This window comes from Paenibacillus sp. S25, assembly GCF_019454085.1.
In the GTDB taxonomy this organism is placed as follows: Bacteria; Bacillota; Bacilli; order Paenibacillales; family Paenibacillaceae; genus Paenibacillus; species Paenibacillus polymyxa_B.
Genome location: NZ_CP073683.1, coordinates 5,683,236 through 5,696,303 on the forward strand (window position 1 = coordinate 5,683,236; position 13,068 = coordinate 5,696,303).

At 47.2% G+C, this 13,068-nt stretch carries 13 protein-coding genes; 7 read left to right on the forward strand and 6 right to left on the reverse strand.

Annotated elements, in window-relative coordinates:
- The first annotated feature begins 40 nt into the window (after positions 1 to 40).
- The 3 genes from KAI37_RS24960 (at position 41) to KAI37_RS24970 (ending at position 1,902) form a co-directional block, all read left to right on the forward strand.
- On the forward strand, positions 41 to 328 hold the full coding sequence (locus KAI37_RS24960; RefSeq protein ID WP_076292781.1) for a KGG domain-containing protein: 288 nt from the start codon (positions 41 to 43) through the stop codon (positions 326 to 328).
- A gap of 243 nt (positions 329 to 571) precedes the next feature.
- A complete protein-coding gene (locus KAI37_RS24965) occupies positions 572 to 868 on the forward strand; it encodes a hypothetical protein (protein WP_076292782.1) in 297 nt (98 codons plus the stop codon).
- Positions 869 to 999: 131 nt separating this feature from the next.
- Positions 1,000 to 1,902: an AraC family transcriptional regulator gene (locus KAI37_RS24970; protein WP_076292783.1), complete on the forward strand. Its 903-nt coding sequence runs from the start codon at positions 1,000 to 1,002 to the stop codon at positions 1,900 to 1,902.
- A 190-nt stretch (positions 1,903 to 2,092) separates the two neighbouring features.
- Here KAI37_RS24970 and KAI37_RS26605 read toward each other — a convergent pair whose 3' ends face one another.
- The 3 genes from KAI37_RS26605 to KAI37_RS24985 form a co-directional block, all read right to left on the reverse strand.
- Positions 2,093 to 2,266, reverse strand: coding sequence for a hypothetical protein (locus tag KAI37_RS26605; protein WP_158659132.1), 174 nt, complete (start codon positions 2,264 to 2,266; stop codon positions 2,093 to 2,095).
- Positions 2,263 to 2,436 carry a hypothetical protein gene (locus tag KAI37_RS24980; protein WP_179085896.1) on the reverse strand — a complete coding sequence of 58 codons (174 nt, stop codon included), beginning with the start codon at positions 2,434 to 2,436 and terminating at the stop codon, positions 2,263 to 2,265. Before KAI37_RS24980 ends, KAI37_RS26605 begins: the two co-directional genes overlap by 4 nt.
- Positions 2,437 to 2,879: 443 nt before the next feature.
- The gene (locus KAI37_RS24985; RefSeq protein ID WP_258383023.1) at positions 2,880 to 3,329 is read right to left on the reverse strand and encodes a hypothetical protein; all 450 of its coding nucleotides are present in this window, start codon (positions 3,327 to 3,329) and stop codon (positions 2,880 to 2,882) included.
- Positions 3,330 to 3,640: 311 nt separating this feature from the next.
- On the opposite strand from KAI37_RS24985, the gene KAI37_RS24990 reads away from it, so the two are divergent.
- A complete protein-coding gene (locus KAI37_RS24990; protein ID WP_076292785.1) occupies positions 3,641 to 4,822 on the forward strand; it encodes a serine hydrolase domain-containing protein in 1,182 nt (393 codons plus the stop codon).
- On the opposite strand, the gene KAI37_RS24995 is transcribed toward KAI37_RS24990, so the two are convergent.
- Positions 4,808 to 5,251 (reverse strand): Lrp/AsnC family transcriptional regulator, encoded by a 444-nt coding sequence (locus tag KAI37_RS24995; protein ID WP_025724086.1) that lies wholly within the window; start codon positions 5,249 to 5,251, stop codon positions 4,808 to 4,810. The two genes, KAI37_RS24990 and KAI37_RS24995, sit on opposite strands and share 15 nt — an antisense overlap.
- A 156-nt stretch (positions 5,252 to 5,407) precedes the next feature.
- Here KAI37_RS24995 and KAI37_RS25000 point away from each other — a divergent pair, with 156 nt between their 5' ends.
- Positions 5,408 to 6,586: an MFS transporter gene (locus KAI37_RS25000; RefSeq protein ID WP_076292786.1), complete on the forward strand. Its 1,179-nt coding sequence runs from the start codon at positions 5,408 to 5,410 to the stop codon at positions 6,584 to 6,586.
- Between the two features lie 102 nt (positions 6,587 to 6,688).
- Here KAI37_RS25000 and KAI37_RS25005 read toward each other — a convergent pair whose 3' ends face one another.
- Positions 6,689 to 7,396 (reverse strand): SDR family oxidoreductase, encoded by a 708-nt coding sequence (locus KAI37_RS25005; RefSeq protein WP_023990938.1) that lies wholly within the window; start codon positions 7,394 to 7,396, stop codon positions 6,689 to 6,691.
- A gap of 59 nt (positions 7,397 to 7,455) precedes the next feature.
- Positions 7,456 to 8,400, reverse strand: coding sequence for a helix-turn-helix domain-containing protein (locus tag KAI37_RS25010; protein ID WP_071643863.1), 945 nt, complete (start codon positions 8,398 to 8,400; stop codon positions 7,456 to 7,458).
- Positions 8,401 to 8,566: 166 nt separating this feature from the next.
- Here KAI37_RS25010 and KAI37_RS25015 point away from each other — a divergent pair, with 166 nt between their 5' ends.
- Together KAI37_RS25015 and KAI37_RS25020 are read left to right on the forward strand one after the other, a co-directional pair.
- Positions 8,567 to 10,765: a glycoside hydrolase family 52 protein gene (locus tag KAI37_RS25015; RefSeq protein ID WP_220030440.1), complete on the forward strand. Its 2,199-nt coding sequence runs from the start codon at positions 8,567 to 8,569 to the stop codon at positions 10,763 to 10,765.
- Between the two features lie 35 nt (positions 10,766 to 10,800).
- Positions 10,801 to 12,969, forward strand: coding sequence for an alpha-glucuronidase family glycosyl hydrolase (locus KAI37_RS25020; RefSeq protein ID WP_071643867.1), 2,169 nt, complete (start codon positions 10,801 to 10,803; stop codon positions 12,967 to 12,969).
- The last annotated feature ends 99 nt before the right edge of the window (positions 12,970 to 13,068 follow it).

Here is a 13,068-nt window from a genome sequence, read left to right on the forward strand (position 1 = left end):
CGAACACGCTTTACTAAAATTCGATGAGGAGTGATTGAACATGGCTAACAACAACCAAAATGGCAAACTGAGTCGCGAAGAGGCAGGACGTTTAGGTGGAGAAGCTACTGCTAAAAATCACGACAAAGAATTTTATCAGGAGATTGGCGAAAAAGGTGGCGAAGCCACTTCCAAAAATCATGGCAAGGACTTCTATCAGGAAATCGGACGCAAGGGTGGCGAAGCCCGTGGCAATTCAGACCAAAGTGATAGCGACGGGAGAATGAGTAGGGAAGAAGCTGGCCGTAGAGGCGGCGAAGCCCGCGCACGTCAGCGTAGGGATAACTGACAATAGGGAATGTGTGGTCGGTGCAATTGTAATGTAGAGGCACAGACTGCGTATAAACACGAAGTATAATGGAACTTTATGTTATAAAAGCCTATCTGCCTGAACAACGGCAGATAGGCTTTTTGTGTGAAAGTTACTTTCATCATCGGATCATACACCTTACAATATACATAAACAGGTTAAATAACCAATCATACATATTTTATTACAAATGAAAGAATGAATTGTAGGAGGTTTGCGCGAATGTTGATTACAAAGAATAAAACAGTTGCAACTATTTTAAGAATTATATTTTTTTCACTGATTTTCAGCTGGATTTATTATTATTCAGGTCATCACTCAGCAGAAACCGCTAAATTAGTTAAAACTACAGATGATTACTTGGTCATACAGAAAGATGCTTCTAACGGAGGTGAATATAAAGAATTATATATTTCCTCAAAGTCTGTGATCCCTCCTCTGGTTATAGGCAAACAATATTATTTCGTGTCTGATCAAAGGTACTTTCAACGCCCATATATCCGTTATGTAGAGGAATAAAATAGAACAAGACAACAAGGACTAACATAGCCCTTGATTAAAGCTTCATGAATACAAAAGAGTGCATGCAACTCAAGTCAAATATTCCTGCATTCCGGCTGTTAAGATGGAGTCGAAAGGAGGGAACCCTCGTGTACGAATGGAACGAAATGGTCCAGCTCATGATCGATTGGATTGATAATAATCTTACTTCAGCACCTTCGTTGTTGAGAATGTCCGATCAGTTAGGCTACTCCCCTTACTACTGTACAAAACAGTTTCATTCTCTTACAGGAATGACGTTAAGGGATTATGTGTGGATGCGCCGGATTAGCCGTGCTGCACTGGAACTCCGGGATAGCAATGTCCGCATCCTCGATGTTGCAGTAAAGTATGGGTTTTCTTCACAGGAGGCTTTTACACGGGCATTTGTAAAAGCGTTTGAGGTAACTCCGGCTGTATACCAGAAGGAGCCCCGACCTATTCCGTTAGCCATTCGTGTTGAGGTATTCTCTCCTTATCATTACCATTTGAAGGAGCGGGATAAGATGGTTAAGGATCATTTGCAAGAAGCTGAAGTCAAAATCGAGCGTATACCAGCACACAAATTTATTGGAATTTGGGATACTTCTTCACGAAACTACGGTGATTTCTGGAGAAACGGTCACAATTGTGATGAAATTTGCGGAACATTGGAAAGCATGTCTCATCTCAAGCTTCCCGAACAATTGGGTCAAACTGCGGGCTGGTTCTATCAGGATGGTCAGAAGGGCTATCTCTATGGAATACCGGTCGCCGCTGACTATGCCGGAGAGATTCCCGCAGGAATGAAGTGCCGGGACATCCCCGAATCAGATTATCTGGTGTTTTTCCACCCACCCTTCAATTATTTAAAAAACAATGGAGACGTTATGAGAATGGTGGAGGAGAAGGCTTGGAACTTTGACCCTAGCAGCCTGGGGTATGAATGGGATGAGGGAACGAAGCAGGATTATCAGCGGCATTTCCCGGAAGGATACGGCTACGCAGTGTTACGTCCAGTGAAAAAAGTGTAGAGAAAAAGAATCCGAAGTAGCCGCTACGATCAGAATGCTGTTCATCCTCTTGCTAAAGTCTGTTAAAAAATAATAACAGTTTATTACTAACGGGTTCCATTTTAGGTGCAATACACATCGAATTGACATTGTGGACACAATAGGATGTAAATATAGAATAAACCGATCACTGAATCATACAGTTGTCGGTTTATTCTTGATCAGTATTTTTATTTTGCAAGTAACTATCAATGATTTTAACCCAGCTATCAGCAAGTATCCTCTCTATGGTAAAATCCCGTTTAACGATTAGATTACGAATTGTACTCTTACCACTTCCGTTGTTTCCTGCGAATACAAACATAGTAGCAAACGGCTCACTCATGATAAAATATCCTGTTCTTTAATTCGTTCGACTTGACCATCACTGTACTCTTTAACAAATTGACCATCCGGCGTTTTGTAGACGATATATGTGCCATTTGCTTTAGCGTCCAGTTTTGCTCTATCTCCAGTTAGTTTGATTAGCTTGCCTAGATCGTGTGTACGATTCATTCAGCCATCACCATCCCATCCAAATCATATATCGAGAGTATATCATAAATCGAAAAGTCTGAAAGAATCCAGCGTCACTCAAATCCATATAAATACCGCACGGCTAAAAATCGTGACATGTAAATAGGATCGAAATATCGTTCTTTTTAATACATTTTAATAAATAAATTTGGAATAAATGCTACCTTCAGCCAGGCAATGAAATCTTTTCGTGTTTGGCTGGTCCTACTCTCATGTCTAGTTATTACTGTAAATATTACGGGGTACGACGACTACAATATACTATTAGCTATTATTAGCCCGTTGGTTTGGATGTATGAATCATTTCGATTTGTGCGAGAGGCAGACATCCCCATAGCCATTGTTTACTTCACTACACTAGTTTTCTGGTATCTCATTGGATACGCTTTGGACCGTTTGATTAGAAAATTGAAAAATTAAAATCACTTGAAATTATCTTCCAAAATATTATCTACCTTCTCAGGCTCGTACTCGACCGTTCTGTAGTCAGGAGATGAAGGAATCATATTGATCACAACATTTCTCATTCGTAGTTGGTACTTTCCTTCCTCAAAAGCAAGAATATGCTTAATGGGAGGTAACTCCATATCCTCATACTTCGTTATCGACGAAACAACAATCTTGGAAGGGTTAGAGTCATCCACAGACACGATACGATAATCAATCGGTGTTCCCTGAGCTTTTAGAAAGTTAAGCCGTGCCTGTTCTGTTTTAAAGCGATAATCATCAGACAGTGAAATCATCTTATCGTAATCGCGACTCATAGAAGCGTTCATATATTCTGAAAATGTCGAGACAGCAGCCTCTTTGGGCTTATCGGGAAGTTTATAAGGTTCCTTATCCCCTCCAAAACCTGTAGCAATTACGGTCAAAATCCCTCCTAGGACAACCAAGCAAGCCAACTTATTACACGATACAAGCCTCAATAAATAACCCCCCCTTTGTTGTAAATTTTACCACCTATTTTCAACGTATCTCAACTTAAAAAGCCACTGTAAAACGCAGCATAACTTCTTGTTAAATCCCATTCATTTAAATCCAAGGCCATTCTTTTAATATAATTTTATTTTAACGCTAATAATCACTGAACACCTTTGTTACCTTATGTAATGCCGTCTTCCCATCCTGTAAACTAAGTTCCATCAAGCGATAACCGCTGGATCATAGAGAGGATGGGATATTTATGAGTTTGGATAATAGAGTTTTTGCGATACAAGCTGGTCTGGACGGACGTGTAAATGCAGTTATAGATCAAACCCTTGCCGAGAAGCGCCTGATCGGCGCAGTCGTCATGATATATATGGATGGTTCACCCGTGTATGTCCGAGCGGCGGGGCTGGCTGATCGAGAAGAACAACGTCCTATGCATGAGGATGCTTTATTTCGGCTTTCTTCCGTATCCAAACCGATTGTATCGACTGCGGCTTTGGTTTTGGCAGCCCAAGGATTGATTAAGCTCGATGAATCTATTGAACGCTGGTTGCCCGACTTTCGCCCCCGATTAATCAGTGGTGAGCAGCCCTCCATTACAGTACGCCAATTGCTAACACATACTGCCGGGTTGACCTATGGCTTTTTAGAGGAAGAAGGCGGCGGTCCCTATCATCGTGCAGGCGTATCAGATGGCATGGATTTTTCAAATCTTACGCTGGAAGAGAACTTGCAACGTTTGGCTTCTGCGCCTCTGTTATATGCACCGGGTAAAGCGTGGGGATATTCGATTGCTACTGATGTGCTCGGCGCGATCATTAGCCGTGTATGTGGCACAACCCTTGATGCAGCTGTTAAAAAACTCGTTACAGAACCTCTCGGTATGCACGACACCAGTTTCGCGGTCGCGGATGCCGGACGGCTTGCGGCTCCTTATGTCAACGATATATCAGAACCCCGGCGGATGCGCGAGCTTGAGGTTGCGCAGGTTTTTGAAGGCACCGCTGGACTTCGTTTTCAGCCTGCACGAGCCTTTGATCCCACGGCTTTCCACTCTGGTGGCTCTGGTATGATCGGCAGCGCAAAAGATTTCATGCTGCTGCTGGAAACACTGCGAAACGGCGGCAATCCGTTACTTTCAGAGGAATGGGTCCGTGAAATGGGCACCATCCAGACCGGGAACCTCCCCTTGGCAGGTTGGCCGGGGCGGGGCTTTGGACTGGGATTCACCGTACTCCAAAATCCCGACGAAAGCGGAACAGCAGAATCACCCGGAACGTGGCGTCTCGGAGGAGCTTACGGTCATTCATGGTTCGTTGATCCCGCACTAAGACTCAGTGTGGTCGCCTTTACCAATACAGCATTTGAAGGGATGTCAGGTCCGTTTACAACCGAGCTTTGCCAAGCCATTTACGATAGCTCAAATAGGGTCTAATAAAGTGGGAGTTACATGTTTATGGTTCACAGGCGAGGACAGGACAATTAACGTGGTAGAGTGCCCGTGCTTTCCACACTCATCCCCGAACTGCTCCAGTTTGAGCATAGACTCAACCATGACTTTCAGTAAGTAATTTTGCTCGCCGCTGATTCTATGGCATTCAATGACTTCAGGTGCAGATTGGCAAAACTCAACAAATGAATTGCATTGATTCGTATGCACGAGCACGTGAGCCATGATCGGCTTTCCAACTTTCTCATGTGAAACTATGGCACGATACCCGGCGATAATACCTTTATCCTCCATGCGCCGCACTCTTTCCGTTACGGCAGGCTGGGAAAGCCCAACCTCCTTACCCAGCTCGGTCATGGAGATACGCGCCTGGTTTTGTAGACACAACAAAATTTTATGATCCACTTGATCCATCAAATCCATCTCCTTAAGTCCAAGGTAATATTACAAAAACACAATTATTATTATGTATTATTCCGAATATTGCCTTATTATTTTATGATTTAATGAAATATTAGCATGCAAAATCAAGGACGTAAAGCAGGAAGAAGTGGAGAAGGAATGAAACTAATGAAATATAGTAAGCCCCTGCTTTTCATTGCGCTTGGCCTATTTGGCGTATACACGATCGAGTTCGGTGTGGTTGGCATTTTGCCGGTCATCATTGAACGTTTTCATATTACGGCAGCTCAGGCCGGGTTTCTTGTCAGTTCATTTGCATTGATCATCGCGCTGTTCGGTCCCTTCATGGTGCTATGGATGTCCAGGTTTAACCGCAAACGAATCATGACAATGTCGTTGTTTGTTTTTGCCGTAACAAGCTTGCTGTCAGCCTATACATCCAACTTTTATCTACTAGTAATTTTACGTATCATTCCGGCTCTGTTTCACCCGGTGTATTTCTCGCTTGCCTTTGTCGCCGCCACTGCGTTGTATCCCCCGGAAAAAGCAACGCAAGCTTCCGCCAAAGCCTTTCTCGGCACGAGCATGGGGATGGTACTCGGTATTCCAATTACGGCTTATATCGCCAATCAATTTTCATATGAGGCCTCCTTCTGGTTTACTGCGGTAGCGAATGGGATTGCAGGGATCGGTATTTTATTTATGCTGCCGGATACACCACAAGCCGAAATGTTCTCCTATCGGAAGCAGCTTGGTATTTTGCGTAAGGCGTCGCTGTGGCTCAATATCGGGGCGGCTACTTTTATTTTTGCAGCCATGTTCTCGGTGTATAGCTATTCTGCCGAATATTTGGGGCAAAATACAGGGATGAGCAGCAATGTTATCAGCTTTCTGCTTATTATTTTCGGCATCGGCGGTATGCTCGGCAATCTGTTGGCTGGCAAGCTCATGGGCTTGCATAAGGTACGCACCGCTCTTTTTCATCCAGTAGCCTTGGGAGGCACCTATTTGCTGTTGTACGGGATCAGTTCTTCATTTATCCCTACGCTCTTCATCATTATCGTGTGGGGGGCCGTTCATACCAGCGGACTGATTGTCGCCCAGATTTGGGTGATTGATGAGGCCAAAGAAGCTCCCGCGTTTGCCAACAGTCTTTATATCTCGTTTATTAACCTAGGGGTCTCACTGGGCTCGCTGGCAGGGGGGTGGTTTATGGTCAGAGCGGGGATCCATGGGACGCTATGGAGCGGTTTGCTGTTCGCCATGCTGGCGATGGTATGCATCGGGTCTAAAGTGATTTACCCACGTATTTTGCGAAAATATAAAGGGTTAGATGTACAAAGCTAAAGAGTTGCAAGAGGGCCAAGCCTGTTATCATAAAAAACCGGTTCAACACTTTGTATGGTGTTGAACCGGTTTTTGTTTGAAAATTGATTCCTGCCTGTCGGATTAGATCAACGTATAACCGCCATCCGGGAACAGCACGCTTCCGGTGGTAAACTTGTTCGTCATCAGATACAACACAGTATGTGCGATCTCCTCATTATACCCCACTCGACGGAGCAAGGTTACTTCCTTGTATTCCTCAAAAGCCTGTGCCCGCTGCTCACCCTCAGGGCCGTCTCTCCAGATCGTGCCAGGAGATACGACATTAACCCGTACTGGGGCCAATTCTACTGCCAACGCCTTGCCCAAACTTTCAATCGCGCCGTTAGCCGCTCCATATGTAGCACCAAACCCCATCGGTCGTTGACTGAAAGCTCCGGACATGAGGACGATCGAGCCGTCCTTGGAGATATGTGGTACCGCATGCTTGGCAGCAAAATATTGCGGCCAGAATTTCCCCTCGAACGGGGTTTTAGCCTTTTCCGTATCTATCGTGATCGGACCACGCGTGTAGCTTGCTCCCGGTGTAAACAGATGGTCGAATGCTCCGACTTTTTCAAAAAACGCTTGAACCTCTTCCTCTATCTGATTATTCAGTTGGAAGGTTTCCACCGATTCGGCAGGGATGACCTTCTTCGCCTGTTCCAGTTTTTCCGCGGAACGCCCAGCGATCACAATGCTTGCCCCTTGCTTTGCTGCTTCTATGGCTGTTGCCAGCCCTATACCTGCACTGCCGCCAATCACGACGACACGTTGATTATGTAAATTCATATTATTCTCAGCTCCTTTATAAGGATTATATCATAACTATTTTAAAGACATACTTATTTTTATTCGAATGGGCTTTCCTGCACCGTGCTTTTGCGATAGGATGTCGGCGATTGGCCCGACCAGCGCTTGAACTGTCTGCTAAAATGCGCAATATCCCCATAGCCGAGCATATCGGCAATTTGTTGCACCGACCATTGCGGATCAGCCAACAGCAACTTGGCCTCATGCAGCACAAGCCCGGATAGATATACACGGGGAGATACGCCGAAAACGCTACGGAATACACGATTACAATGGGACACGCTAATACCTAGCTCGGATGAAATCCCCTCGATCCCATCCTGCTTTTCCACCGAGCCAGCCTGTCCATAAGGCTGATTCACTCTGCCCTGAAGACGACTGGCAATCTGATGGGCAAGCTCTGCCTGCACATATCCACGCTCCGGCAGATGGGCCGCTTCACTGGATACAGCCTCCCACAACGTTGCGAACAGTTCAAACACAGCAGATTGAATCCGCATTCGCTTTGCCACCGAATCACTACCTACTCCTATGTCTTCCGGCGTTGAAAGATCGAGCAATTTGCCCAGCGCTGGTCCCATCTGCCCTGCCACTGTTCCTTCAGCTGGAAACAGCACCTGCTCCAGACGACTCAGGAGCGAGAGAAACAGCTTATCATCAATGTCGAAATGCATACAAAAATACGTAAATCCCTCTCCGTTACTATAGCTGGAGTGGACAATCCCCGGTCGCAGCAGCACCAGATCACCCTGTCGCTGGGTATAGCTGCGACCATCTACAACCATGATCTGTTCTCCCGCAAGCACGATGTTAATCTCATATTGAGGATGCTCGTGTAGCGGATATCTCCACTCTCTTCCGACACTTCGTGTATGAATAGCAAACAAATTGACTGTGGTTCGCACATCGGGAAAAAAGAATTCCTCTCCGGCAACTGTAAGGTCTGGATGATGGGGGCGCTTCGGTAAACGTGATGTCGACATGTTTTCCCTCCTGGCTTACTTGCATGGATATACTCCAGTATATCGCTTTCAGCGCGATTTGGATAAATAGTTGAGCGATTTGACAATGGTTCCCCACCACATGACATGCTAGGCTCTAAGTGAAGTTACTCAAAGTTAAACTTTATCATGAAAGGGGTTTCATTATATGTCGAAAAATATATTTTATAACACACAGCATGCACCTATCGGTTCTTTTTCCAGCTTTACACTTGGGTTTAAGGGTAATCGCGGCGGACTTGGTTTGGAGCTGGGTAAGCCTGCCGATGAAAATGTATATATCGGGCTGCAATCTAGAGATGGCGGAGTATACGAGGCGCTTCCCTTTTTTGCATCCACACAGGATGAAAGTGCCCGCTACGACGTGGAGAAAAAGGGTAAACGAACGGAACCGCAGCTTATGGCCTTTGCCGATTCAGACATTACCCGTGAGCTAAAAGTAGGAACGGATACATGGCAGGCGGGCGATTTGACGTTCCGGCTGTACTCTCCTGTTCGCCCGGTGCCCGAGCCGGGAACCGCAGGTATGGATGAGCTGCGGGCAGCGTTGGTCCCGGCGGTATTCGCCGAGCTAACCGTCGATAACACACAGGGGACTGCAGCGCGAAGAGCTTTTTTCGGCTATCAGGGCAGTGATCCGTATAGCGGCATACGCATTATAGGAGAAGATCCGCGTAGGGACGCTACGGATTCTACCCAATTAGAAGAAAGACTTACAGGCATCGGCCAAGGACGCAGCACAGCCATTGTGACCAACAGCAGTGAAGCAGTGCCTGCCAGCGGATTTACAATAGAGAAACTGCTTGGAGAGACCATGGCCGAGAATTTATCCTTTGGCCTGGGCGCGACGGGTGCGCTTCTGATGGACGTTCCCGCAGGTGAGAAGCGCACATATACCTTCGCCATATGCTTCTATCGTGGCGGCATTGTGACAACAGGCATCGAAGCTTCGTATTACTATACCCAGCTGTTCAAGGATATTGAAGACGTGGGAAGCTATGCGTTGAAGCATTTTTCAGACCTGACCGCAGCCTGTGTTCAGGCTAATCGCTGGATGGAGTCGGCCGACCTGAGCCCGGATCAGGAATTTATGCTCGCTCAGGCGATTCACAGCTACTATGGCAGTACCCAACTGCTTATTCACCAAGCGGACGGAGAACCGATCTGGGTTGTGAACGAAGGCGAGTATCGGATGATGAATACACTCGATTTGACGGCAGATCAGCTCTACTATGAATTGATTTTAAATCCATGGACGGTACGCAACGAGCTGGAGTGGTTTGTCCAAAGGTACAGCTATCGGGATGAGGTACGCTTTCCGGGAGAGGAACAGACCTATACCGGTGGTATCACGTTTACGCATGATATGGGCGTGGCAAACGTGTTCTCCCGGCAGGGGTACTCCTGTTATGAGCTGGCTGGGATTGACGACTGCTTCTCTTACATGAGCCATGAGGAACTGGTGAACTGGCTTTGCTGCGCCACGGTATATATCGAGCAGACACAGGATCAGTCATTTACAACACGTATGCTGCCTGTCTTGTGTGACTGTTTCGAAAGCATGCTGCGGCGGGATCACCCCGACCCGGCACAACGAAACGGCTTGATGGGCTTGGACAGCTCTAGAACCCGGGGAGGCGCGGAAATTACGACCTACGACAGTCTGGACGTATCTCTGGGTCAGTCCCGCAACAACATTTATCTAGGCAGCAAATGCTGGGCAGTATATGTTGCACTGGAAAAGATATTTGCCTCAAAAGGGCTTAACTCCCTCTCACAGGAGGCTGGCTCACAGGCGGACAAATGCGCAGCAGCGATCACAGCACATATGACAGACAAGGGCTATATTCCTGCAGTTATTAAGGAAGGTAATGATTCGCAGATTATTCCTGCCATTGAGGGGCTGATCTTCCCTTACTTTACAGGATGTGAGGCTGCGCTTAAGCCTGATGGACGGTTCGGTGGATATATCCAAGCACTGCGGCGTCATTTGGAAACTGTACTGGTACCGGGAGTTTGTCTGTTTGAAGACGGAGGCTGGAAGCTGTCCTCGACCAGTAACAACTCCTGGCTGAGCAAAATCTATCTGTCACAGTTTATTGCCCGCGAGCTGCTGGAGCTGCCTTGGGAAGAAGCTGGGCAGGCCGCAGACGCTGCCCATGCCTCATGGCTCCTTCACCCTGAAGAATCCTATTGGTGCTGGAGCGATCAGATACTCTCCGGTATTGCTCACGGCAGTAAATATTATCCGCGCGGAGTTACCGCTATTTTGTGGATGTATGAAGGCAACGGCAACCGTCTGACTCTCCCTCAGCATATGAGTCAGGATCAGAAACAGCATGTCTGAGGATCATCTTCACCTGCCCAAAAGGAGGCTCCAATATGAGCAAGCTGATGGATATGCCAAAAGAGAGCGGCTATGCGGCTTGGCTGCATTACAGCCGCAATAGTAAGGTAGAAAAGCTGCCCGCTTGGTGCAAGGTCATCGTGGTCCATGGGACAGATGAAGTGCTTCAATCGGCTGCGAGTGAGCTTCAGCACGGATTGACCTCCATGTTTGGACAGCAGCCGAAGATCAGCTCCGTTCCTGTGAATACGCCATTCATTGCGCTGGGTACGTTCCCAGAGCATCCTTTGGTCGCAGAACGATTCAGCGCAGAGGAACAGGCCGAAGTAGGAGCCGAAGGCTACCGAATTCGCGGGATAGGGATGAAAGATCCCGCCTATTCGGCTTCGCACGGTAGCGATGAGTTCGAAGGGCAGTTCGTCACAGTCGCGGGGCAGACCTCCAAAGGCGTATTATACGGAGTCTTTCATCTGCTACGCTACCTGCAGGGAGGACTTGACGGGAAGTTAAAACCCTTTGACGAATCAATTCAAGCACCCATTCTAGACCAACTATCCAACCCTACAAATCCCATCCGCATGATTAATCACTGGGATAACATGGATGGTAGTGTAGAACGCGGGTATGCTGGCCGATCTATTTTCTACGATAATAATGCCTTTACGACAGATATGAAGCGCCTGCGAGACTATGCCCGTCTACTCGCTTCTGTAGGCATTCAGGCGCTATCCATTAATAATGTAAATGTTCATCAGGTAGAAACCGAGCTGATTACAGATAAATTCCTACCGGATGTGGCTAAAGTAGCTGCGGTGTTTCGCGCCTATGGCATACAGATCTACCTAAGCATTAACTATGCCAGCCCTATTCAGCTAGGCGGTTTAGCTACAGCCGATCCTCTGGAACCTGCTGTAGCTAAATGGTGGCAGGTCAAAGCCCAGGAAGTTTACGCCGCCGTTCCCGATCTGGGTGGTTTTGTGGTCAAAGCCGATTCCGAAAATCGGCCCGGACCCTTCAGCTACGGGCGAAATCACGCTGATGGAGCCAATATGCTGGCAGAGGCGTTGCAGCCCTATGGCGGACATGTAATCTGGCGCTGCTTTGTCTACAACTGCAAGCAGGACTGGCGCGATCGCAAAACGGATCGGGCTCGCGCAGCCTTTGACCATTTTAAACCGCTGGATGGGCTGTTTCGAGATAATGTCATTTTACAGATCAAAAATGGTCCTATGGATTTTCAGGTGCGGGAGCCTGTCTCCCCCCTGTTCGGTGCACTGGAAGCGACTCAGGTGCTACTCGAATTTCAAATAGCGCAAGAGTACACCGGGCAACAGAAACATCTATGTTACCTTGTTCCGCAATGGAAGGAGGTATTGGATTTTGACACCTATGCCCAAGGAAAAGGCTCCACCATCAAGCGTATCGTGAGTGGCGCTCTGCAATCTCCCAAGCAAACCAGCTATGGAATAGCTGCTGTATCCAGTATTGGTGCAGACACCAATTGGACTGGACATTTGCTCGCTCAGTCCAATCTTTATGGCTACGGTCGATTAGCATGGGACCCAGAGCTGTCCGCAGACGAAATCGCTGATGAGTGGGTTCGGCTGACGTTTGGCAAACCAGGAAAAAGCGACGGCGGAATAAATTTAGTTTCTACCATTAAGCAGATGCTGCTCGATTCATGGAATATCTACGAATCATACACCGCCCCCCTCGGGGTCGGCTGGATGGTCAACCCTGATCACCACTATGGGCCGAATGTAGACGGGTACGAATATTCCATGTGGGGCACCTACCATTTTGCTGATTGCCGGGGGATCGGGGTAGATCGCACGACCGCAACCGGAACGGGCTATGCGGGACAATATTTTTCTCCCCCTGCCGATATCTACGAATCTACGGACACCTGCCCGGATGAGCTACTCTTATTCTTTCACCATGTTCCTTATACACACTTGCTCCACTCCGGCCAAACTGTCATACAGCACATCTATGATACCCATTTTGAAGGTGCAGAACGTGCGGCCCATCTCCGAGACACATGGGTTAGTCTACGAGGGCAACTGAATGCTGCCATGTATGAACAGGTGCTGGAGCGGCTGGAGCATCAGGCAGAACATGCCAAAGAATGGCGGGATCGGATCAATACGTATTTCTACCGTAAAAGCGGCATTGCCGACCAGAAGAATCGCCCTATTTATTAAGTAAGCAACTATTAAACAAGCCACCTCTGCAATACTTTCATACAGACTGGAACAAGGCTTTTATACGCTTAGGTTCACTTTCTCCTATACTGGCATTGG

Excerpts from the sequence above, each read along its gene's own strand:
- KAI37_RS24960 (WP_076292781.1), top strand. The coding sequence starts at position 41 with ATGGCTAACAACAACCAAAATGGCAAACTGAGTCGCGAAGAGGCAGGA.
- KAI37_RS24965 (WP_076292782.1), top strand. The coding sequence starts at position 572 with ATGTTGATTACAAAGAATAAAACAGTTGCAACTATTTTAAGAATTATA.
- KAI37_RS26605 (WP_158659132.1), bottom strand. The coding sequence starts at position 2,266 with ATGAGTGAGCCGTTTGCTACTATGTTTGTATTCGCAGGAAACAACGGA.
- KAI37_RS24980 (WP_179085896.1), bottom strand. The coding sequence starts at position 2,436 with ATGAATCGTACACACGATCTAGGCAAGCTAATCAAACTAACTGGAGAT.
- KAI37_RS24990 (WP_076292785.1), top strand. The coding sequence starts at position 3,641 with ATGAGTTTGGATAATAGAGTTTTTGCGATACAAGCTGGTCTGGACGGA.
- KAI37_RS24995 (WP_025724086.1), bottom strand. The coding sequence starts at position 5,251 with ATGGATCAAGTGGATCATAAAATTTTGTTGTGTCTACAAAACCAGGCG.
- KAI37_RS25000 (WP_076292786.1), top strand. The coding sequence starts at position 5,408 with ATGAAATATAGTAAGCCCCTGCTTTTCATTGCGCTTGGCCTATTTGGC.
- KAI37_RS25005 (WP_023990938.1), bottom strand. The coding sequence starts at position 7,396 with ATGAATTTACATAATCAACGTGTCGTCGTGATTGGCGGCAGTGCAGGT.
- KAI37_RS25010 (WP_071643863.1), bottom strand. The coding sequence starts at position 8,400 with ATGTCGACATCACGTTTACCGAAGCGCCCCCATCATCCAGACCTTACA.
- KAI37_RS25015 (WP_220030440.1), top strand. The coding sequence starts at position 8,567 with ATGTCGAAAAATATATTTTATAACACACAGCATGCACCTATCGGTTCT.
- KAI37_RS25020 (WP_071643867.1), top strand. The coding sequence starts at position 10,801 with ATGAGCAAGCTGATGGATATGCCAAAAGAGAGCGGCTATGCGGCTTGG.